This window comes from Amycolatopsis acididurans, assembly GCF_012328925.1.
GTDB classification, from domain to species: domain Bacteria; phylum Actinomycetota; class Actinomycetes; order Mycobacteriales; family Pseudonocardiaceae; genus Amycolatopsis_E; species Amycolatopsis_E acididurans.
Window position 1 is genome coordinate 66,656 of the sequence record NZ_JAAXLS010000023.1, and the last position, 22,077, is coordinate 88,732.

General features: G+C 69.2%; 19 protein-coding genes and 1 pseudogene. 4 read left to right on the plus strand and 16 right to left on the minus strand.

The window, feature by feature from the left end; genetic code table 11:
* Window positions 1–2: 2 nt before the first annotated feature.
* From kdpB to HFP15_RS43595, 4 genes and pseudogenes are all read right to left on the minus strand, one after another.
* On the minus strand, window positions 3–2,042 hold the full coding sequence (kdpB, locus tag HFP15_RS26745; RefSeq protein ID WP_168519513.1) for a potassium-transporting ATPase subunit KdpB: 2,040 nt from the start codon (window positions 2,040–2,042) through the stop codon (window positions 3–5).
* Window positions 2,039–3,685 carry a potassium-transporting ATPase subunit KdpA gene (gene kdpA, locus HFP15_RS26750; protein ID WP_168519514.1) on the minus strand — a complete coding sequence of 549 codons (1,647 nt, stop codon included), beginning with the start codon at window positions 3,683–3,685 and terminating at the stop codon, window positions 2,039–2,041. The genes kdpB and kdpA overlap by 4 nt, the downstream gene beginning before the upstream one ends.
* Window positions 3,686–3,743: 58 nt before the next feature.
* Window positions 3,744–3,839: pseudogene (kdpF, locus tag HFP15_RS42965) on the minus strand (K(+)-transporting ATPase subunit F); the annotation flags it as partial.
* On the minus strand, window positions 3,836–3,961 hold the full coding sequence (locus HFP15_RS43595) for a hypothetical protein (RefSeq protein WP_281355649.1): 126 nt from the start codon (window positions 3,959–3,961) through the stop codon (window positions 3,836–3,838). The gene HFP15_RS43595 and the pseudogene kdpF, both read right to left, overlap by 4 nt.
* A gap of 197 nt (window positions 3,962–4,158) precedes the next feature.
* Here HFP15_RS43595 and asnB point away from each other — a divergent pair, with 197 nt between their 5' ends.
* Entirely contained in the window at window positions 4,159–5,997 is a 1,839-nt protein-coding gene (gene asnB, locus HFP15_RS26760) for an asparagine synthase (glutamine-hydrolyzing) (protein WP_168519516.1), read from the plus strand.
* 123 nt (window positions 5,998–6,120) lie between these two features.
* Window positions 6,121–6,645, plus strand: coding sequence for a general stress protein (locus tag HFP15_RS26765; RefSeq protein ID WP_168519517.1), 525 nt, complete (start codon window positions 6,121–6,123; stop codon window positions 6,643–6,645).
* Between the two features lie 265 nt (window positions 6,646–6,910).
* Here HFP15_RS26765 and HFP15_RS26770 read toward each other — a convergent pair whose 3' ends face one another.
* The 9 genes from HFP15_RS26770 to rsmD form a co-directional block, all read right to left on the minus strand.
* Window positions 6,911–7,900, minus strand: a complete 990-nt coding sequence (locus HFP15_RS26770; protein WP_312871752.1) for an alpha/beta fold hydrolase — start codon at window positions 7,898–7,900, stop codon at window positions 6,911–6,913.
* Between the two features lie 64 nt (window positions 7,901–7,964).
* Complete coding sequence (gene mutM / locus HFP15_RS26775; protein ID WP_168519518.1) at window positions 7,965–8,828, minus strand: bifunctional DNA-formamidopyrimidine glycosylase/DNA-(apurinic or apyrimidinic site) lyase; 864 nt, start codon at window positions 8,826–8,828, stop codon at window positions 7,965–7,967.
* Window positions 8,829–8,895: 67 nt separating this feature from the next.
* Window positions 8,896–9,636 (minus strand): ribonuclease III, encoded by a 741-nt coding sequence (gene rnc, locus HFP15_RS26780; protein ID WP_168519519.1) that lies wholly within the window; start codon window positions 9,634–9,636, stop codon window positions 8,896–8,898.
* Window positions 9,637–9,647: 11 nt separating this feature from the next.
* Window positions 9,648–9,830 (minus strand): 50S ribosomal protein L32, encoded by a 183-nt coding sequence (rpmF, locus tag HFP15_RS26785; RefSeq protein ID WP_168519520.1) that lies wholly within the window; start codon window positions 9,828–9,830, stop codon window positions 9,648–9,650.
* Window positions 9,831–9,900: 70 nt separating this feature from the next.
* Entirely contained in the window at window positions 9,901–10,488 is a 588-nt protein-coding gene (locus tag HFP15_RS26790) for a YceD family protein (RefSeq protein WP_168519521.1), read from the minus strand.
* 51 nt (window positions 10,489–10,539) lie between these two features.
* Window positions 10,540–11,259, minus strand: a complete 720-nt coding sequence (locus HFP15_RS26795; protein WP_168519522.1) for a DivIVA domain-containing protein — start codon at window positions 11,257–11,259, stop codon at window positions 10,540–10,542.
* Between the two features lie 105 nt (window positions 11,260–11,364).
* Window positions 11,365–11,790 (minus strand): guanyl-specific ribonuclease, encoded by a 426-nt coding sequence (locus tag HFP15_RS26800; RefSeq protein ID WP_168519523.1) that lies wholly within the window; start codon window positions 11,788–11,790, stop codon window positions 11,365–11,367.
* Window positions 11,791–11,845: 55 nt separating this feature from the next.
* On the minus strand, window positions 11,846–12,337 hold the full coding sequence (gene coaD / locus HFP15_RS26805) for a pantetheine-phosphate adenylyltransferase (RefSeq protein ID WP_168519524.1): 492 nt from the start codon (window positions 12,335–12,337) through the stop codon (window positions 11,846–11,848).
* A 20-nt stretch (window positions 12,338–12,357) separates the two neighbouring features.
* Window positions 12,358–13,080: a 16S rRNA (guanine(966)-N(2))-methyltransferase RsmD gene (gene rsmD, locus HFP15_RS26810; protein ID WP_168519525.1), complete on the minus strand. Its 723-nt coding sequence runs from the start codon at window positions 13,078–13,080 to the stop codon at window positions 12,358–12,360.
* On the opposite strand from rsmD, the gene HFP15_RS26815 reads away from it, so the two are divergent.
* Window positions 13,043–15,166: a HelD family protein gene (locus tag HFP15_RS26815; protein WP_168519526.1), complete on the plus strand. Its 2,124-nt coding sequence runs from the start codon at window positions 13,043–13,045 to the stop codon at window positions 15,164–15,166. The genes rsmD and HFP15_RS26815 overlap by 38 nt on opposite strands.
* Before the next feature lie 22 nt (window positions 15,167–15,188).
* Window positions 15,189–16,187: an LLM class flavin-dependent oxidoreductase gene (locus tag HFP15_RS26820; RefSeq protein WP_312871753.1), complete on the plus strand. Its 999-nt coding sequence runs from the start codon at window positions 15,189–15,191 to the stop codon at window positions 16,185–16,187.
* A gap of 51 nt (window positions 16,188–16,238) precedes the next feature.
* Here the strand turns inward: HFP15_RS26820 and HFP15_RS26825 are convergent, their stop codons facing one another.
* The 3 genes from HFP15_RS26825 to HFP15_RS26835 form a co-directional block, all read right to left on the minus strand.
* Entirely contained in the window at window positions 16,239–17,528 is a 1,290-nt protein-coding gene (locus HFP15_RS26825) for a class I SAM-dependent methyltransferase (protein ID WP_168519527.1), read from the minus strand.
* A 131-nt stretch (window positions 17,529–17,659) separates the two neighbouring features.
* Window positions 17,660–21,034: a pyruvate carboxylase gene (locus HFP15_RS26830; protein WP_168519528.1), complete on the minus strand. Its 3,375-nt coding sequence runs from the start codon at window positions 21,032–21,034 to the stop codon at window positions 17,660–17,662.
* A gap of 93 nt (window positions 21,035–21,127) precedes the next feature.
* Window positions 21,128–22,018, minus strand: a complete 891-nt coding sequence (locus HFP15_RS26835) for a S8 family peptidase (RefSeq protein ID WP_312871755.1) — start codon at window positions 22,016–22,018, stop codon at window positions 21,128–21,130.
* Window positions 22,019–22,077 lie beyond the last annotated feature (59 nt).

Consider the following 22,077-nt stretch of genomic DNA (forward strand, 5'->3'; position numbering starts at 1 on the left):
GGTCACATCCCCGGAATCAGGCGGACCAGCAGGTCCACCAGCCAGATACCGGCGAACGGCGTGACGATCCCGCCAACGCCGTACACCAGCAGGTTCCGCCGCAGCAGCGCCGACGCGCTCGCGGGGGTGTACCGCACGCCGCGCAGCGCCAGCGGGATCAGCGCCACGATGATCAGCGCGTTGAAGATCACCGCGGACAGGATCGCCGACTGCGGCGAGTGCAGGTGCATGATGTTGAGCCCGCCGAGTTGCGGGTAGATCGAGGCGAACATCGCGGGCAGGATCGCGAAGTACTTCGCGAGGTCGTTGGCGATGCTGAAGGTGGTCAGCGCGCCACGCGTGATCAGCAACTGCTTGCCGATCGCCACGATCTCGATCAGCTTCGTCGGGTCGGAGTCCAGATCGACCATGTTCCCGGCTTCCTTGGCCGCCGAGGTGCCCGTGTTCATCGCGACGCCCACGTCCGAGGCCGCCAGCGCGGGCGCGTCGTTGGTGCCGTCGCCGGTCATCGCGACGAGCCTGCCGCCCTCCTGCTCCTTGTGGATCAGGGCCATCTTGTCCTCGGGCTTGGCCTCGGCGAGGTAGTCGTCCACTCCGGCGTCGGCGGCGATCGCCTTGGCGGTCAACGGGTTGTCGCCGGTGATCATGACGGTCCTGATGCCCATGGCACGCAGTTCCGTGAACCGCTCGCGCATCCCCGGTTTGACCACATCGGACAGCCGGATCACGCCGCGGACGACCGCGTTGCCGTTCAGCCGCTCGGCGACGACCAGCGGCGTGCCACCCTGCGTGCTGATCTCGTCCACGACGCGTTCGGTCTCGGCGGGCAGCTCGGCGCCGACCCAGGCGCGGACGGCGCTCGCCGCGCCCTTGCGCACCTGCCTGCCCGTCAGGTCCATCCCGCTCATCCGGGTCTGCGCGGTGAACGGCACGAACTCGCCACGCTCGTCGGCGCCCCGCGTGCCCTCGGTGAGCTCCACGATGCTGCGGCCCTCCGGGGTCTCGTCCGCGAGGCTCGCCAGCCGCGCGGCCCGCGCCAGCTCGTCCGAAGTGGACCCGCCGACCGGGATCAGCTCGGTGGCTCTGCGGTTGCCGAAAGTGATCGTGCCGGTCTTGTCGAGCAGCAATGTCGACACATCGCCCGCCGCCTCCACCGCGCGCCCGGACGTGGCGAGCACGTTGCGCTGCACCAGCCGGTCCATGCCCGCGATACCGATCGCGGACAGCAGCGCGCCGATCGTGGTGGGGATCAGGCACACCAGCAGCGCGGTCAGCACGAGCACCGACTGCTCGCTCCCGGAGTACGCCGCCATCGGCTGCAGTGCGACCACCGCGAGCAGGAAGATGATCGTCAAGGTCGACAGCAGGATCGTCAGCGCGATCTCGTTGGGCGTCTTCTGCCGGGAAGCGCCCTCCACCAACGCGATCATGCGGTCCACAAAGGATTCTCCGGGCTTGGTGGTGATCTTCACGACGATCCGGTCGGACAGCACGGTGGTGCCCCCGGTGACCGCCGAACGGTCGCCGCCGGACTCCCTGATCACCGGCGCGGACTCACCGGTGATCGCCGATTCGTCCACGGTGGCGATGCCCTCGACGACGTCGCCGTCGCCGGGGATCAGCTCGCCGGCTTCGACGACCACGAGGTCACCGACGCGCAGTTCCACCCCGGGAACGTGTTCCTCGCCGGTCTTGGTGAGCCGGCGCGCGACGGTCTCCTTCTTGGTGCGGCGCAGGGACTCCGCCTGCGCCTTGCCCCGGCCCTCCGCGACCGCCTCGGCGAGATTCGCGAACACGACGGTGAACCACAGCCACACCGCGATGCCGATGGTGAACACGCTCGGCTCCCCGATCGCGAACACCGTGGTCAGCACCGAGCCGATCCACACCACGAACATCACGGGGTTTTTGAGCTGGTGCCGGGGATCGAGTTTGCGCAGCGCGTCGGGCAGCGAGGTCAGCAGCTGCCGCGGGCTGAACACGCCCGCGCCGACGCGTCCGGGTTCGGACTCGGTGCGCGGCCGTTCTTCGGTGATGGTCATGCGAGTGCCTCCGCGATGGGGCCGAGCGCGAGCGCCGGGATGAACGTCAGCGCCGCGACGAGAACGATGGTGCCTGCCAGCAGGGAGCCGAACAGCGGCCCGGTCGTGGGCAGCGTGCCCGCGGTCTCGGGCACCTTCTTCTGCGCCGCCAGCGATCCGGCCAGGCACAGCGTGGCCAGTATCGGCACGAACCGGCCCAGCGCCATCGCGATCGCCAGTGTCGCCTGGAACCAGTTGCCGGTGACGGTGATGCCCGCGAACGCGCTGCCGTTGTTGTTGCCCGCCGAGGCGTAGGCATAGAGCACTTCGGACAGTCCGTGCGGGCCGCTGTTGGCCAGCGCGGACGCGGTGTCCGGCAGCAGGAGCGCGGCACCGGCGCCGAGCAGCACCACGGTCGGCATCGCGAGTATCGAGATCGCGGCGGCGGTGACCTCCCGCTTGCCGAGCTTCTTGCCGAGGTATTCGGGCGTGCGGCCGACCATCAGCCCGGCGAGGAACATCGCGATGATCGCCACCACGAGAATCCCGTACAGGCCGGTGCCGACACCGCCCGGCGTGACCTCGCCGAACAGGATGTTCAGCAACGGCACTCCGCCGCCGAGCCCGGTGAAGCTGTCGTGCATCGAGTTGACCGCGCCGGTCGAGGTGCCGGTGGTGCTGGTGGCGAACAACGCGGAACCGGACAGCCCGAAGCGCTGCTCCTTGCCTTCCATGGCCGCGCCGGCCAGCAGCGCCGCGGGGCCGTTGGGATGGGTTTCGGCCCACCACGTGATCGCGAGCATCGCGGCCCAGATCCCGCCCATCACCGACACCAGCACGTAGCCCTGCCTGCGGTTGCCGACCATCGTGCCGAACGTGCGGGTCAGCGACACCGGGATCACCAGCAGCAGGAAGATCTCGATCAGGTTGGTCCACACGCTGGGGTTCTCGAACGGGTGCGCGGAGTTGGCGTTGAAGACGCCGCCCCCGTTGGTGCCCAGTTCCTTGATCGCCTCCTGGCCGGCCGTCGGCGCGAGATCGATCGTGCCGCTCGCGGTGTTCACCCCGGATTTCAGGCTCTGCGTGACCCCCAGCGCGATCAGCACGATCGCGAACAGCACCGAGATCGGCAGCAGGATCCGGATCGTGCCGCGGGTCAGGTCCACCCAGAAGTTGCCGAGCCGGTCGGTCTGCCGCCGCACGAACCCGCGCACCAGCGCGATCGCCACCGACAGCCCGACCGCCGCGGACAGGAAGTTCTGCACGGTCAGCCCGGCCATCTGCACCGTGTGCCCCATGACCGACTCCGGCACGTAGGACTGCCAGTTCGTGTTGGTGACGAAGGAGATCGCGGTGTTGAAGGCGGTACCGGGATCGATGGCGCCGCGACCGAAGTTCAACGGCAGCAACGATTGCAGGCGCTGCAGCAGATACAGCAGCACGATCGAGACGAACGAGAAACCGAGCACGCCCATGGCGTAGGTCGGCCACCGCTGCTCGGATCCGGGGTCGACCCGGAAAAGCCGGTACAGCCCTCGTTCGACGGCGAGGTGCTTCTCACCGGTGAACACGCGCGCCATGTAGTCGCCGAGCGGCTTGTAGACCACCGCGAGCGCGACGAGAAGGAGACCGGTCTGAATGAGACCGGCCGTGAGATCGGACATGTCAGGCCCTCCCGCCGCCGGGCCGCCGCCCCTGACGGAGGCGCTTCGCGCCGCTGTCCCTGTCGGGCCGGATCAGCGCGATGAACAGGTAGACGATCAATCCGAGGGCCAGCACGCCACCCACGACGTTGGCCACCACGCCCGTGCCCGTCACAGCTTCTCCAGTCCGCGCAGGGTGAGCGCCAGCACCGCGAAGATCGCGATCAGCAGCACGGCGTAGAGCAGGTCCATCACTTCGCACCTTCCTTTCGAAGGACAGCCTGCGGCCGTGATCACCCGTTCGTGCGCTGCGCTAACGGCGTCTTGACTCGGCCCCCGTGGGCATTTACGCCGTCTTGACGGGCGGTGAGACCCGCCACACCGAGCGTTACCGGCCAGACGGATCGGACATTTCGCGCAGACAGTTACCGGCGAGTTGTGTTACCACGGTGTTACGCATAGTTGTAAATGCTAAGCATTCGGGAGGCGACGGCATGTGCGGAATCACCGGGTGGGTGTCCTTCGACGCTGACCTGCGCAAACGTCAGGAAGACCTGGACGCGATGACGGCCACGATGGCCTGCCGGGGGCCTGACGACTCCGGCACCTGGGTCGATGAGCATGCCGCGCTGGGGCACCGGCGGCTCGCGATCATCGACCTGCCCGGCGGCAGGCAGCCGATGTCGGTGCGCACGCCGAACGGCGAGATCGCGATGGTCTACAGCGGCGAGGCCTACAACTTCGGCGAGCTGCGCGCCGAACTCGAGGGCCTGGGCCACAAGTTCGAGACCGACAGCGACACCGAGGTCGTGCTGCACGGCTACCTGCAGTGGGGCGAGGGTGTCGCCGAGCACCTCAACGGCATGTACGCGTTCGCGATCTGGGACACACGCGACCAGAAGCTGGTCATGATCCGCGACCGGATGGGCATCAAGCCGTTCTACTTCTACCCCACCCGCGACGGTGTCCTGTTCGGCTCCGAGCCCAAGGCGATCCTCGCGAATCCCTCGGCACGCAGGGTGGTCGACCTCGACGGCCTGCGCGAGCTGTTCGCCTTCACCAAGCAGCCGGGCTGGTCGCTGTGGAAGGGAATGTCCGAAGTGGAGCCCGGCACGGTGGTCCGGGTGGACCGCGACGGCATCCACACGCACACGTACTGGAAGCTCGAAGCACGCGAGCACACCGACGACCAGGAGACGTCGGTGGCCAAGGTGCGCGAGCTGATGACCGACATCGTGCACCGGCAGCTCGTCGCCGACGTGCCGCGCTGCGTGCTGCTCTCCGGTGGCCTGGACTCCAGCGCCATCACCGGGCTCGCCGCCGCCCGGCTGGCCGAGGAGGGTGAGCAGCTGCGCACGTTCTCGGTCGACTTCTTCGGGCAGGAGGAGAACTTCAAGCCCGACGAGATGCGGGACACGCCGGACTCCCCCTACATCCGCGACGTGGCCAAGCTGGTCGGCTCGTCGCACCAGGACGTCATGCTGGACCCGGCCGCGCTCACCGATCCGCAGGTGCGGCGGGCTGTGGTCACGGCACGTGACATCCCGGCGGGCATGGGCGATATGGACACCTCGCTGTATCTGCTGTTCAAGGCGATTCGCGGGGAGTCGACGGTGGCGTTGTCCGGCGAGTCCGCCGACGAGGTCTTCGGGGGCTACCGGTGGTTCCACGACGAGACCGCCCGCAACGCGGAGACCTTCCCGTGGCTGGCGTTCAACACCGGTGTGCACGACCGGGGCGCCTTGCTGCGCGGTGAGCTGGCGGCGAAGCTCGATCTGGACGGTTACATCGCCGACCAGTACCGCACGGCGCTCACCGAGGTGGAGCACATCGACGGGGCGAGCCCCGAGGAGCGGCGGATGCGCGAGGTGTGCCACCTGCACCTGACGCGGATGGTGCGGGCGCTGCTGGACCGCAAGGACCGCGCGTCGATGGCGGTGGGCCTGGAAGTGCGTGTCCCGTTCTGCGATCACCGGCTCGTGGAGTACGTCTACAACACGCCGTGGTCGCTGAAGACCTTCGACGGCAGGGAGAAGAGCCTGCTGCGGCACGCGACCAAGCACGTCTTGCCGCAGTCGGTGGCAGACCGGGTGAAGAGCCCGTATCCGTCCACTCAAGACCCCGGCTACGCGTCGGCACTACAGCAGCAGGCCAAGGAACTGCTCGCCGGCGCGAACGACGACGTGTTCCAGCTCGTCGACCGCAACTGGCTGGCCGGCGCCGTGGAGACGGACCCGTCGACGATGGATGCCCTGACCCGGCACGGCCTGGATCGGGCGCTGGACCTCTACCACTGGCTCGACATCTACCAGCCGGAGCTGGAGCTGGGGTAGCGGCCGGCCCCTCGCCCACCGCCACTGTGTTCGCCGTTACACCTGAAAATTCGCTGTGAAAAACCAGGCATAAGGCACAACGGGGCCGGGGTATCCGTTGAACACGGCAGAGAGGTGAGAGAGATGACCCAAGCTTTCACGCAGACCGCGTTCAGCAACGCACCCGCGCAGCCGGGGCTGCCCACCATGCCGACCGGTTGGCCCATTGGTTCGTACGGCTCTTACGAGGAAGCTCAGCGGGCCGTGGACCACCTCGCGGACAGCGATTTTCCGGTGGCGGACGTGACGATCGTCGGTGTCGAGCCGATGCTCGTCGAGCGTGTGTCGGGCAAACTGAGCTGGCGCCGGGTGCTGGGGAGCGCGGCGATGTCCGGTGCCTGGTTCGGGTTGTTCGTCGGACTGTTGCTGTCGATGTTCTCGACGGGGGCGGGGTTGCTGCCGATCGTCATCGGTCTGGTCGCCGGTGTCGCGTTCAGCATGGTTTTCGCGGCGATCAGCTACGGCGCCACCCGTGGCCGCCGTGACTTCGTGTCGCACAGCCAGCTGGTCGCGCGGCGGTACGACGTACTGAGCCAGCCACGCAACGCCGAACGCGGCCGGGAGCTGCTGACGAACCTCGCGGCCCGCGCCAACCTGGCCAACAGCTGATCCGGTAAGAGAGGGCCCCGCTCGACCGTTGGCGAGCGGGGCCTTTGCCGTTTCCGGGGCGGGACGGGCCGTGGCGGGATGGCGAAGCGACGGCGACGAGCACACACCAGACCTCCCCCACCCCGATCCCGATCCCGCGGCGTAAAACGATCAGCGGATCGGGGTGGGGGAGGCCAACCGGCAGCCGACAACGAAACCGGCACCGGGGAAGAAAGAGATACCTCGCCGACGAGCAGGCCGGGTCCGGCGACGCAGAAGGCCCTTGCTAGGTCCCGCTGGAGATGCCCAGTGGCTCCGGGGTGCTCGGTGTGCCGGTTCTGCCGCCCGTCCTGAGGAGCCTGCGCCACCGCTGCACGTCGTAGACCGCCGGCTGGGTGTGGGTCAGGAAGTCCCGCAGGATCGACAGAAACCGTTGCGGGGACGTGTGATGGGGGAAATGACCCGCGCCCTCGAAGATCTCCAGGCGGCTGCCGGGCATCGCGCTGTGGGCGATCAGCGCGTGCGCGCTCGGCACCACGTGATCCCGGGTGCCCCACACCAGCATCGTCGGTATGCCCTCGGTCAGGTAGCTGCGGTCGAGCATGTTCACGACCTGCCCCCGCCAGTCCACGACCGCACGCAGCGTCCGCAGGAACGCTTGCCTGCTCGGCGATTCCGCCAGCCGTACGTACTTGTCCACGACGTAGTCGAGATCCTCACCGAGGCCGAAACCGCCCGTGGCGCGCAACAGGCTCGTGAACCGGCGAAGGGTTTCGCGCACCGGGGGTGTGCCCAGCAGTGGCAGCAGCGCGTCCGTGCCGGGTGCGGCGGCCAGGCGCAGCAGCGGGTGCACGCCCTGCCCCACACCGCCCGAGCTGACCAGCACGAGCCGTTCGCAGCGTTCCGGGAACTGGTAGGCGAACTGCATCGCGACACCGCCGCCCAGCGAATGGCCGATCACCGTCACGCGGTCGACGTCGAGGGTGGCCAGCAGATCCCGCATGCCGCATGCATAGGCGGCGACCGAGTAGTCGGCGCGCGGCTTGTCCGACCCGCCGTGGCCCAGCAGATCGGGGGCGATCACCGTGTAGCCGCGGCTGAGCGAGGCCAGTATGTCCAGCCACGTCGACGAATCGTCGCCGATGCCGTGGATGAACAACAGCACGGGACCGCTGCCCGCCATCCGGTAAGCACGCCGGTAGCCGTGGATCACGCGGTGGCGCAGGTCGAACGTGTCCGGTCCGATGCCGGTCAACGCGATGTCCTGGGAACGCACCCCACCAGCCCAGCACCGCCGCGTTACCGGCGTGTTGCCGCGCGCGAAGGATTGGCTTTCGCCGCTACCTCGGGCGGCGCGGCCGCGGCTGGCAGCGCGGGCAAAAGTAGGACGAGCGGTTCATGAACGGCTCGCGGCGGATCGGCGTGCCGCACCGGCGGCAGGGCTCGTCGCCCCGGCCGTAGACATTGAGCGAGCGTTCGAAGTAGCCGGACTGGCCGTTGACGTTGACGTACAACGCGTCGAACGACGTGCCGCCCGCCTTGAGCGCCTCGGCCATCACCTCGGTCGCGGCTTCGAGCAGCGTGCGGCCCTGCGCGTTGGTCAGCTTCTCCGTGGGCCGCGACCAGTGCAGTTTCGCCCGCCAGAGCGCCTCGTCGGCGTAGATGTTGCCGACCCCGGAGACCAGCGTCTGGTCGAGCAGAGCGCGCTTGACCTCGGTGCGCCGCGACCGCAACGCCTTGACCGCACGCACCGGATCGAACGCCGGGTCCATCGGATCGCGTCCAATGTGGGCGATCGGACCGGGCAGCAGGTCACCGTCGGCGTCCACCAGGTCCGCCAGCGCGAGCCCGCCGAAGGTGCGCTGGTCGACGAACCGCAGTTCCGGCCCCTCGTCGGCGAACCGCACCCGGACGCGGAGATGCTTCTCATCAGGCGCGCCTTCCGGCTGCACGCGCATCTGGCCGCTCATGCCGAGGTGCGCCAGAATCGCTTCCTTGTCGGAAAGTTCGAGCCAGAGGTATTTGCCGCGGCGGCGCGCCGCCTCGACGCGGGCGCCCGCGAGACGGCCGGTGAAATCGTCGGGCCCGAGCGCGTGACGGCGAATGGCCCGAGGATGAAGCACGTCCACCCGCGCGATGACGCGACCCGCCACGTGCGCCTGCAACCCGGCGCGGACCACCTCGACCTCGGGAAGTTCTGGCATCCATCCAGCCTAACGTCGCGCCGCGGGAACTGACCCAGGTCCCGCGGGCCGGCGGACAAGGCCGGAGCTACTCCGCATCCGCGGGCTTGAGTTCCTCCGACAGCGCGCGCCAGGCCGCCTCGGCTGCCTTCTGCTCGGCTTCCTTCTTGGTCGTGCCTTCGCCGTGCCCGAGGTCGCGGCCGGCGATCAGCACCGTGGCGCTGAACTCCTTGCGGTGGTCCGGACCGGTGTCCTCGACCTTGTACTCGGGCACGCCGAGCGTCGCCGACGCGGTCAGCTCCTGCAGGCTGGTCTTCCAGTCCAGACCGGCACCTCGCAGCGGGGCCTCGGCCAGCAGCGGGTCGAACAGCCGGTGCACCAGCGCCCGCCCCGCCTCGATGCCGTGCGCCAGGTACACCGCGCCGATCATGGCCTCGAGCCCGTCGGCGAGGATGCTCGCCTTGTCCCTGCCGCCGGTGAGCTCTTCGCCCTTGCCCAGCAGCAGATGCGCCCCGAGGCCGCCGTCACCGAGGTTGCGGGCGACCCCCGCGAGGGCGTGCATGTTCACGACGCTGGCCCGCAGCTTCGCGAGCTGGCCCTCGGGTAGATCGGGATGCGTGCGGTAGAGGTGATCCGTCACGACGAGACCGAGCACGGCGTCGCCGAGGAACTCCAGCCGCTCGTTCGGCGGCAGCCCACCGTTCTCATACGCGTAAGAGCGGTGGGTCAGCGCAAGAGTGAGCAGCTCGGCGTCCAAGGTGACGCCGAGCGCTTCGAGTAATGGCGTTGGGTCGGCAGCCGGCCCTCCCGGCTTCGACTTACCCCCCATCTCGGTCAGCCTCAGGCAGGCTCAACGACCTGACGACCGTCGTACTGGCCACAGGTCGGGCAAGCCACGTGCTGCGGCTTCGGCTGGCGGCAAGCGCGGTTCGAGCACGGCACCAGCTGCACCGGCGCCGCCTTCCACGCGGACCGGCGGGTGCGCGTGTTGGCTCGCGACATCTTCCGCTTGGGGACGGCCACGACTAGATCTCCTGTCCAAGGTTCGCTCGCTGACGCGAGCCCTGCTTCACTGCTGCCGAGCTGCTGCTCGTCAAGCGTTCTCGTCGGGGCCGCTCGCCGGAGAATCGCCGAAGCGCTCGACCAGCGCGGCCCACCGAGGATCTATGGTCTCATGCCCGTGTCCGGGCTCGAGATCGGCCCACTTCCCGCCGCATTCCGGGCACAGTCCGGGGCAGTCCTCGCTGCACAGCGGCACCTGCGGCAGGGCGAGCACGATCGCGTCCCGCACGATCGGCTCCAGGTCGATCTTGTCGTCGACCAGCCGCGCGACCTCGTCCTCCTCGGTGGTGGAGTCCGTGGTCGAGTCGGGGTAGGCGAACAACTCGGTCAGCTCGACCTCGACCTCGTCCTCGGTCGGGTCGAGGCAGCGCGAGCACTGTCCGCGCACCGACGCGGCGGCCGTCCCGCTGACGAGCACGCCCTCCACGACCGATTCCAGCAGCAGATCCAGCTCGATCTCGCTGCCCTCGGGTACGACGATGACGTCGGGCACGCCGAGCGCGGTGCCGACAGGGGCCTTGCGGTGCACAGAACGACTCTGGCCCGCGCGGCGGCCCAGCTCGCGGGTGTCGATCACCCAGGGGCTGCGCGTGTCGAGGGAAAGATTTTCGTCAGACATTGCCCATCAAGACTACGCCGGTCCGGGCGCGCCGGGCGCGACGGTGCCGGGTCAGGCCTGGAAGTCGTACAGGGGGGTGCGCGAGCCGAGAGTCGTCGGCGCGCGCAGGTGGTTGCGCCCGGAGTCGACGGTGCGCAGCGTGGTCGACAGCAGCTCGGAGAACTCGGCCAGTTTGCCGTCGACGTAGGCGTCGCACTCGGTGCGCTGCCGGTCGGCCTCGACGTGTGCCTCGTCCACGATCCGTGCGGACTCGGCGTGCGCGGCCTGCACGACCTCGGTCTGCGAGACCAGCCGCGCCTGCTCGTGCCGCCCGTCCTCGACGGCGCGCTCGTAGGCCTCGCGGCCCGCCTGGATCATGCGCTCGGACTCGGCGCGTGAGCGCTCCACGAGGTTCTGGTACTCGGCCTGGCCCGCGCCGACCATCCGGTCGGCCTCGGCCCGGGCGTCGGCCATGATCTTCTCGGCGCGCGCCTGCGCGTCGGTGAGCAGGCGCTCGGCCTCTTCGTTCGCCTCGGAGACGGTGCGGTCGGCCTCGGCGTGGGCGCCGTTGACCATCGCCCCCGCCTCGGCCTTCGCCTTGTCCAGCAGCTCGTCACGCTTGTCGAGGACGTCCTGGGCGTCGTCGACCTCCTGGGGCAGTGCGTCCCGGACGTCGTCGAGCAGCTCGAGTACGTCCCCGCGCGGAACCACGCAGCTGGACGTCATCGGCACCCCGCGCGCCTCTTCCACGATCGTCACGAGCTCGTCGAGAGCCTCGAACACCCGGTACACGGCACTCTCCCTAAGTGGCCCTTTCCCCACAAAACTCTTGTCCCCAGTTTGCCGCGTCAGGCCATGAAGACGAGGGATGCGCGATGTCCAGGCGTGTCAATACGCTCAGGAGTTCACGTCGACGAGCTGGAAGCTCTCGTAGTGGTCACCGGTGTAGAAGTATTCGCCACCCGACCCGGTGATGATCCGGCGCGTTCCGCGGTCGCTGCTACCGGGAGTGATCACGGTGTACTCGTGGTAGTAGCCGGAGGAGCAGCTCGGCAGCAGGCCCTCACGGTTCTGGAAAACCGTGCTGTCCTGTTGGTACGGGTAGGGCCCGCCCTGCTGGATGAGGTTGTAGGTGTCGGTGGCCTCGGCGGGCAGCGCGCTGAGCTTGACCACCTGCAAGCCCGAGGTGTCCCCGCAGCTCGCCTGCGCGACAGCCGTGGGAGCGGGCGCGGCCGAGGCAGGCGCGATGGCCGCCGTGCCACCGAAAAGAGCGAGGAGAAGAGTCAGAAGTGCGGCAACGAAACGAGATCTTTTGTTGGTCATTTTCGGACCGTAGCGCGACCTCGTGATCGACGGGATGAAGTCCCGACGAACGTTGTCAGCCGTCCGAGTTACTTGCCGCGAGCTTCGCCTTGAGCCGCTCCAGCACCGCGCCCGGCACGAGGTTCTTCACGTCCCCGCCGTACTTCACGATCTCCTTGATCAGCGAGCTGGACACGAAGCCGTAGGCCGGGTTGTTCGACATCAGCAGCGTCTCCACGCCGGAGAGCTCGCGGTTCATCTGAGCCATCTGCAGCTCGTAGTCGAAGTCGCTGACCGAGCGCAGGCCCTTGGCGATCGCCATGATGCCGTTGTTCTTGCAATAGTCCACGAGCAGTCCGCGCCACGAGTCGACACGGACGTTGGGCAGGCCGCCGGTGATCTCCCGGATCATCTCCATCCGCTCTTCGATGGAGAACATGCCCTTCTTGTTCGGGTTGATCAGCACGGCCACCCAGACCTCGTCGAACAGCTTCGACGCCCGTTCGATGATGTCGAGGTGCCCGTTGGTCACGGGATCGTAGGAGCCGGGACAGACCACTCGCCGCATGGCGCGGACGTTACCTTGCCTCACCCCGCTTGGCGCGAGGACGTGACGTACTCCGCCCAGTACATCGCCGTGTCGCCGTGACTCATCGTGCGCAGTGGCTCGAAGCCGGCGGGCCAGTCCGGCTCGCCGTCCCGCCGGGCCCGCTCGATGATCACCAGCCCGTCCTCGGCGACCCAGCCGCCCTCGGCCAGCGCGGTCAACATCACACCGAGCCGTGCGGTGTCCACGGCGTAGGGCGGATCGGCCAGCACCAGGTCGAAGGGCTCGTCCGCGGGCTTGGCCAGCACGGACTCGACGGTGCCCGCCCGCACCGTCCCGCCGAGCCGGAGATCCGCGACGTTGGCCCGCAGCACGCCTACCGCGCGACGGTCGGACTCGACGAACAGCGCGCCGGACGCGCCGCGGGACAGCGCCTCCAGCCCCAGCGCACCGGAACCGGCATAAAGGTCCAATACCCGGCGACCCCGCAGCTCACCGGCCGATTCGAGCGCGTTGAACAGCGCCTCCCGGACACGCTCCGACGTCGGCCGGGTGCCCTGCGCAGGCACCTTGAGCCGCCTGCCTCCCGCGCGCCCGGCGACGATCCTGGTCATTCCCACATCTTGCAGGACGTGTGTTTTGCGCCAGGACTTGGTGAGTGGCCGCCGCGGCACGCGTAGAGTCGTTCTTCCTGTTACCGGCGAGAGTGAGCTGTAGGAGCGCTGCGTGTCGGAACCCCGGATCAGACGGGCCGAGATCGCCATCGAGCAACGTCACGTGGATCGCGTCTACTCCCGCCTCGCCGAGCTTCGGTCACAGGCCGAGGCGATGCGCGCCAAGGGTTACGAGATCGGGCACGGCGCGCAGCGCGAGGCCGTGTTCGAGCAGGCGTCCATGCTCTTCGAGCGGGACATGATGGTCTTTCACGCCAACCAGACGCTGCAGACGCTCGACGCCGAGTACGAGGGACTCGTGTTCGGACGGCTCGACCAGACCAGCGGCGAAAAGATCTACGTCGGCAGGCTCGGCATCCGCGACGCCGAGTTCGACAACCTCGTCACCGACTGGCGGGCTCCCGCGGCGGCGGCGTTCTACCAGGCCACCGCGGAAGAACCGATGGACGTCGTGCGCCGCCGCGTCATCCGCTGCTCCGGGCAGAACGTGCTCGACGTGGACGACGACGTGCTGATCGCGGACGCCGTGCCGGACCACATGAGCGTCGTCGGCGAGGGCGCGCTGATGGCCGCACTCGGCCGTTCGCGTGGCGAGAAGATGCGCGACATCGTCGCCACCATCCAGCGCGAGCAGGACGAGGTGATCAGGGCGCCGTGGCGTGGCGTCACCGAGATCACCGGCGGTCCCGGCACCGGGAAGACGGCGGTCGCGCTGCACCGCGCGGCCTACCTGCTCTACCGGCACCGGCGGCAGCTCGGCGGGGCCGGCGTCTTCGTGGTCGGCCCGTCCGGCGTGTTCACCAACTACATCTCGCGCGTGCTGCCGTCGATGGGCGAGACCAACGTGGAACTGCGGGCACTGGGCGAGGTGCTCGACGGGATCGTGGCGACCCGGCAGGACCCGGCGAAACTGGCCGCGGTCAAGGGCTCGCTGCGGATGCGCAAGGTGCTGACGCGGGCGATGCGCGACACCCCGCCGGACGTGCCGGACGAGATCCGCATCGTCTACCGCGGCGAGGTGCTCAAGCTGCGCGGCAAGGAGCTGGAGAAGGTGCGCCGCAAGGTGCACTCGCACGGCGGGCCGCCGAACCGTTCGCGCGTGCGCGCGGCCGAGGCGCTGCTGGAGGCGCTGGCCGACAAGGCCGAGGAGAACGCCCGCACCGACGGACGGACGGTCGACCGGGCGGAGCTGATCACCGAACTGGGCGAGCGGATCGATTTCCACCGGTTCCTCGTGGTGTGGTGGCCGGTGCTGTATCCGGGCGAGATCCTGCGCTGGCTCGCCGATCCGGCCCGATTGGCGCGGGCGGGCAAGGGCGTGCTCAACCGGGACGAGGTCGCGCTCGTCGCCGCGTCGTTCGCCGACCGTGTGCGGGACTGGTCGGTCGCCGACGTCGCGTTGCTCGACGAGCTGCGCGTGCTGACCGGACCGCCGCCGAAGCGGCGCCGCAAGCCGCAGCAGATCGAGCTGGACGCCGCTCCCCCGGCGCGTGGCGTGGAAAGCCATGGGCCGCACCGGCCCGAGCACTACGACGAGTACTCGCACATCGTCGTGGACGAATCGCAGGACCTCTCCCCCATGCAGTGGCGGATGATCGGCAGGCGCGGCAAGTACGCGAGCTGGACGGTCGTCGGGGACCCGGTGCAGAGTTCGTGGCCCGAGCCGGACGAGGCCGCGCAGGCGCGGGACCAGGCGTTCGGCCCGCGCACCCCGCGCCGCCGGTACACGCTGCGCACGAACTACCGCAACTCCAAGGAGATCTTCGACCTCGCCGCGCGTGTGGTCGCCGGGCACGCGGAGGACGGCGATCTGCCCGAGGCCGTGCGTACCACGGGCCTGGAGCCCGAGATCCGGATGACCGATACCGCGAGTCTGGAGGGCTCGGTGCATTCGGCGGCGAAGGAACTGCTGGACGCGGTCGAGGGCACGGTCGGCGTGATCTGCGCGATGGACCGGGTGCCCGAGGTCAGCGGCTGGCTGACCGGGCACTCCGACGAGCGGCTCAAGGTCGTCGGCAGCCTCGATTCCAAGGGCCTGGAATACGACGGCGTCGTGCTGGTCGAGCCGACCGAGCTGATCACCGAGTCGACCACCGGCCGTCGCGTGCTCTACGTCGCGCTGACCCGTGCGACGCAGCAGCTGACCGTCGTCGCCTCCGGGCGGGAATGGTTGTGACAACGCACGTGTTGCGTTGAACGTGAGTTCTCTGACCGATGTGAAGCTGTCCGTGCTCGATCTGTCGCCGATCCCCGCCGACGGGGACGCCGGCACCGCACTGCGGAACACCATCGATCTGGCGCGGGCCACCGAAGCGCTGGGATATCACCGCTTCTGGGTCGCCGAGCACCACAACATGCCGGGCATCGCCAGTTCGGCGACGGCCGTGCTGATCGGGCACGTCGCGCAGGCGACCGAGCGGATCAGGGTCGGTTCGGGCGGGATCATGCTGCCCAACCACGCGCCGCTGATCGTGGCCGAGCAGTTCGGCATGCTGGAGGCGTTCCACCCGGGCCGGATCGACCTCGGTATCGGCCGTGCGCCGGGCACCGACCAGCGCACGGCGCTCGCGGTGCGCGGGTCGATGGCGGCGCTGTCCGCGGAGAACTTCCCCCAGCAGCTGGCCGAACTGATGGACTACTTCGAGCCGGACGCGGCGCGCGCGGTCAACGCCTACCCCGCGGTCGGGCACAAGCCGCCGTTCTGGCTGCTCGGGTCGAGCGGGTTCAGCGCGCAGCTGGCCGGGGCACTCGGGCTGCCGTTCGCGTTCGCGCACCACTTCAGCGCGCAGAACACGCTGCCCGCGGTGCGGCTGTACCGCGAGTCGTTCAAACCGTCGGCGGTGCTGGACGAGCCGTACCTGATGCTGGGCGCGGCCGTGATCGCGGCGGAGACCGACGAGCGGGCGCAGTGGCTGGCGGGGCCGAGCGGTTTGACGTTCTTGAGCCTGCGGCGCGGCCGGCCGATTCCGTTGCCGACGCCGGAGGAAGCGGCGGAGTACCCGTATTCCGATCTGGACCGGCAGTTCCTGCAGGAGCGCTTCGGCAGCAACATCATCGGCTCGCCGGAGACCGTGCGCAAGGGCATGGAGAAGCTCCTGGCCGACACGGGCGCCGACGAGCTGATGATCACCACGATGGTGCACGGGCAGGCCGACCGGGTGCGCTCCTACGAGATCGTGGCGGACCTGGCGAAGTAGGCCACCCCCTCATGGCGCAGCGGACCATGAGGGGGTGCCTCACGGCATCCGTCAGGACAGCAGTGCCGTGCGCGTGCGCGGCATTCCGGACGCGCCCGAGGCGGCCGTCTTGACACCGAGTACCTGGTTGATGCCGATCGCGCCCTTCTCGAACGTGAGCGCGCACGCCGCCATGTAAAGGCGCCACACCCGCGCGCGACCCTCGCTCGTCAGGCGCACGGCGTCGTTCCAGTTGGCCTCGAGGTTCGCCACCCACGCGCGCAGCGTCAGCGCGTAGTGCTCCCGCAGGGCTTCCACATCGCGGATTTCGAACCCGGCCTGCTCGATCGCGTTCACCATCACGCCGACCGGCTCCAGCTCGCCGTCCGGGAAGACGTACCGGTTGATGAAGGTGTCGCCGCCCGTGTGCGCTCCGACGCCCACCTTGCGCGAGATCGCGTGGTTGAGCAGCCTGCCGCCGGGACGCAGCAGGTCGTACAGCGCTCGCGCGTAGGTCGGCAGCATCGCCTCGCCGACGTGCTCGGCCATGCCGATACTGGAGATCGCGTCGTAGGGCCCGTCGCCGACCTCGCGGTAGTCCTGCACCCGGATCTCGACCAGATCCGACAATCCGGCCTCGGCGACCCGTTTGCGTGCGAAGTCGGCCTGTGCCTGCGAAAGGGTGACGCCGACGGCGTGTGCGCCGTACTCGCGCGCCGCGTGGATGACGAACGTGCCCCACCCGCAGCCGACGTCGAGCACGCGCATCCCCTCGTGCAGCCCGAGCTTGCGGCACACCAGGTCGACCTTGGCGGTCTGCGCGTCCTCCAGCGTCTCGGCCTTGTCGTCCCACACCGCGCACGAGTAGGTCATGCTCGGGCCGAGCACGAGCGCGTAGAAGTCGTTGCCGACGTCGTAGTGGTGACTGATGGCCTGCGAGTCGCGGCGCCGGGTGTGCAGCCGCCCGCCCAGCCGGATCTCCTCCGCGGGCGGCTTCGGCGGCAGGCCGAACGCGCGCAGCCGCAGCCCGGCCTTCACCATGTCGCGCTTGACCATCTTGTCCACGGCGAGTTCCTGGCCGCCGATGATGCGTTCCAGCTGCGCGAGCGTTTCGAAGAAGTCGCTTTCCACGTCGATGTCGCCGGAGACGAAGGCGCGCGCGAGGCCGAGTTCGTTCGGTGCCCACAGCAGGCGGCGCAGTGCTCGCCGGCGGCGGACCACGAGACGGGCCGCGGCGTCCGGCGGGCCGGCCTCGCTGCCGTCCCAACACCGGATTCGGAGCGGAAGTTCGCTGCCCAGCACCGCACGCACCAAAGCGTGGACGGCACCCGCAGCATCATGCGAGGTACCCACGTGATTCATTCAATCACTCACGCAGGTTTTACGCCCATGCCTATATCGGCATTTAGTCCGTTTCGCCGGTTTCCAAGGCCGTGTACTTTCCCACATTACTTAGCATGGGCAAGTACACGGCCTTTCTGCTACACGACCTCTTATTCGAGCACCAGGAGCAGATCGCCGCCCTCGACCTGCTGGACGGAGTTGATCGCGAGGCGACCGACCTTGCCGCCCGCGGCCGCCGTGATCGAGGCCTCCATCTTCATGGCCTCGATCGTGGCGACCGTGGCACCCGCGGTCACCTCGTCGCCCTCGGCCACCGACAGCGTGACCACACCCGCGAACGGAGCCGCGACGTGCTTCGGGTTGCCCTTGTCGGCCTTCTCCGCGGCGGGCAGGTCCGAGGCCACCGACCGGTCCCGCACCTGGATCGGCCGCAGCTGACCGTTCAGCGTGGACATCACGGTGCGCATACCGCGCTCGTCGGCCTCACCGATCGCCTCCAGCTCGATGAGCAGCCGCACGCCCGGTTCGAGGTCGACGGCGTACTCCTCGCCCGGGCGCAGCCCGTAGAAGAAGTCTTTGCTGGGCAGCACACTCGTGTCGCCGTAGGCCTCGCGGTGCGCCTCGAACTCCTTCGTCGGCGCCGGGAACAGCAGCCGGTTCAGCGTCGTGCGGCGGTCGTTCGCCAGGCCCTCGCGGTCCTCGCCGGACAGTTCCGCGACCGGCTTCGGCTCCGCGCGGCCTTCCAGCGCCCTGCTGCGGAACGGCTCCGGCCAGCCACCGGGCGGGTCGCCCAGCTCGCCGCGCAGGAAGCCGATGACCGAGTCGGGAATGTCGAACTTGCCCGGCTCCGCCTCGAACTTCTCCGGCGAGACACCCGCACCGACCAGGTGCAGCGCGAGGTCACCGACCACTTTGGACGAAGGCGTGACCTTGACGAGGTGGCCGAGGATCTTGTCCGCCGCCGCGTACATCGCCTCGATGTCTTCGAACCGGTCGCCCAGGCCCAGCGCACGGGCCTGCGTGCGCAGGTTGGACAGCTGCCCGCCCGGGATCTCGTGGTCGTACACGCGCCCGGTCGGCGACGCGAGCCCCGCCTCGAACGGCGCGTAGATCTTGCGCACGATCTCCCAGTACGGCTCCAGGTTCCCGATCGCCCGCAGCGACAGGCCGGTCGGGCGCTCCGAATGGTCGGTCGCCGCCACGATCGCCGACAGCGAAGGCTGCGACGTGGTGCCCGCCATCGACGCGACCGCGCCGTCCACCGCGTCCGCGCCCGCGTTGATCGCGGCGAGGTAGGTGCCCAGCTGACCGCCCGCGGTGTCGTGGGTGTGGATGTGCACCGGGAGGTCGAATTCCTTGCGCAGCGCCGACACCAGCTTCGCCGCCGCCGGCGCCCGCAGCAGGCCAGCCATGTCCTTGATCGCCAGCACGTGCGCGCCGGCGCCGACGATCTGCTCGGCCAGCTTGAGGTAGTAGTCCAATGTGTACAGCTTCTCGGCCGGGTCCGAGAGGTCCGAGGTGTAGCACAGCGCCACCTCCGCGACCGCGGAACCGGTCTCGCGCACCGCCTCGATGGCCGGGCGCATCTGCTCGACGTCGTTGAGCGCGTCGAAGATCCGGAAGATGTCGATGCCGGTCCTGGTGGCCTCCTCGACGAAGGCGCTGGTCACCTCGGTCGGGTAAGGCGTGTAGCCGACCGTGTTGCGGCCACGCAGCAACATCTGCAGGCAGATGTTCGGCACCGCCTCACGCAGCTGCGCGAGCCGCTCCCACGGGTCCTCGGCGAGGAACCGCAGCGCGACGTCGTAGGTGGCGCCGCCCCAGCACTCCAGCGACAGCAGTTCCGGCGTCGTGTGCGCCACGGCCGGCGCGATGGCCAGCAGGTCCTTGGTGCGGACGCGGGTGGCCAGCAGCGACTGGTGCGCGTCGCGGAACGTGGTGTCGGTGACGCCGATCGTCGGGGATTCCCGCAGCCAGCGCGCGAAACCCTCCGGGCCCAGCTCGGTCAGCTTCTGCTTCGAACCGGCGGGCGGCTCGCCGCTGCCGATCTCGGGCAGCTTGCTGGCCGGGTCGATCAGCCTCGGGCGCTCGCCGTTGGGCTTGTTCACCGTCACGTCGGCCAGGTACGTGAGCAGCCGCGTGCCGCGGTCGGCGGAATGCCGGGCGGTCAGCAGGTGCGGACGCTCCTCGATGAACGACGTCGTGACGCGCCCGTTCCGGAAGTCCTCGTCGTCCAGCACTGCCTGCAGGAACGGGATGTTCGTGGCCACCCCGCGGATCCGGAACTCCGCCACGGCACGACGGGCGCGGCCCACGGCGGTCTTGAAGTCGCGGCCACGACAGCTCAGCTTGACCAGCATCGAGTCGAAGTGCGCGCTGATCTCGGTGCCCGCGAAGGCGGTACCGCCGTCGAGCCGGATGCCCGACCCGCCCGGCGAGCGGTAGGCGCTGATCATCCCGGTGTCCGGGCGGAAGCCGTTGGCCGGGTCCTCGGTGGTGATCCGGCACTGCAGCGCCGCGCCACGCAGGTAGATCTTCTCCTGGGACAGACCGAGATCGGCCAGCGTCTCCCCCGCCGCGATGCGCATCTGCGACTGCACCAGGTCGACGTCGGTGACCTCCTCGGTCACCGTGTGCTCGACCTGGATGCGCGGGTTCATCTCGATGAAGACGTGGTTGCCGCTCTTGTCGAGCAGGAACTCGACCGTACCGGCGTTGCGGTAGCCGATCTTGCGCGCGAACGCGACCGCGTCGGCGCAGATCCGGTCGCGCAGCTCGGGATCGAGGTTCGGCGCGGGCGCCAGCTCGATCACCTTCTGATGCCTGCGCTGCACCGAACAGTCGCGTTCGTACAGATGAATCACATTGCCCGCGCCGTCGGCGAGGATCTGCACCTCGATGTGCCGGGGGTCGACGACGGCCTTCTCCAGGAACACCGTCGGATCGCCGAAGGCCGACTCCGCCTCGCGCGCCGCGGCCTCGATCGCCTCACGCAGCTGCGCGGGGTCGTCCACGCGGCGCATCCCGCGCCCGCCACCACCGGCGACGGCCTTGACGAACACCGGGAAGCCCACCGAGTCGGCGGCCGCGACCAGCTCGTCCACATCGCTCGACGGCGCCGACGAGCCCAGCACCGGCACGCCGGCCTCGCGGGCGGCGGCCACCGCGCGAGCCTTGTTACCGGTCAGCTCCAGGATGTCGGCACTCGGGCCGATGAATGTGATCCCCGCCTCTTCGCATGCGCGGGCCAGATCCGGGTTCTCCGAAAGGAAACCGTAGCCGGGGTACACCGCGTCGGCACCGGCCTTGCGTGCCGCGCCCACGATCTCCTCGACGGACAGATACGCGCGCACGGGGTGCCCCTGCGCACCGATCTGATACGCCTCGTCGGCCTTCAGCCGGTGCAGCGAGTTGCGGTCCTCGTAGGGAAAAACCGCCACAGTGCCCGCGCCAAGCTCATAGCCGGCGCGGAACGCGCGAATTGCGATCTCGCCGCGGTTCGCGACGAGTACCTTCCGGAACATGCCCGGTCCTCCTGATGAGTACGGATCGGTTGCAGGCTGACGTTACCTTGCCTGTCCCGGAAGGCGGGAGTTCGATCTCAGTTCTTGGACGGTTCAATCGTCTGCAACGGTGCAGAGCAGCCGGTTCGGGGTGCCCTGCGGCACGGAGGTCAAAACATTCTTCGACGCACCGTCCACGATTCCCTTGCCGACTTCCGCGGGAGTTGCCTCAGGGTGCACGGCCCGGTACAGAGCGGCAGCACCGGCGACGAACGCCGCCGCCATGGACGTGCCCGACGCGGTGGCGGGACCGCCGGTGGTCGCGGAGGGGATGTCCACACCGGGCGCGAACACGTCGATGCCGGGGCCGGTGTTGGACTTGGGCGCGACCGCGTTGTGCGAGTCGGTCGCGCCGACCGTCAGCGCCTCGGCCACGCGCCCCGGCGAGGACAGGCTCGCGTCGCTGCCGGTCCAGCCCGCGGGCACGGCGACCGGCATCACGGCCGCGAGCTGGCGGACGGCGTTGTCGAGGCCGTCGTTGGCCGGGCCGCCGATACCCAGCACCGCGACGGAGGGCTGCTTGGCGTTCTTGGTCACCCAGTCGATCCCGGCGAGAATGTTGGACAGGCGGCCGTTGCCGGTGTTGTCGAGCACCCGCACCGGCACGATGTGCACCTTCTTGGCGACGCCGAAGTCCTTGCCGCCGAGGATGCTCGCGAGCCGGGTGCCGTCCCCGTTGCCGTCGCCGGCGTCGTCGTTGCCCTCGACGAAGTTCTTGCCCTGCTCGACCCGGCCCTCGAACTCCGGCTGCTTGGCGTCGACGCCGGTGTCGATCACGTAGGCCGTCACCGTGTCGGCCGTGGTGGTGTAGCGGTACACCCCGTCGGCGCTGCCGTCCACGCGGTCGAGGCCCCAGCTGGGCGGGTTTTCCTGCCGGCCGGGATCGGCCAGTGCGCCGGGCGCGGACACCAGCGTCACGGCGACGGAGAGCACCAGGGAAGTCACTGTTCGTGCCGAAAATTTGATCACAAGTCAGGGTGACGCGCGTGCCGGCGACGGGACAA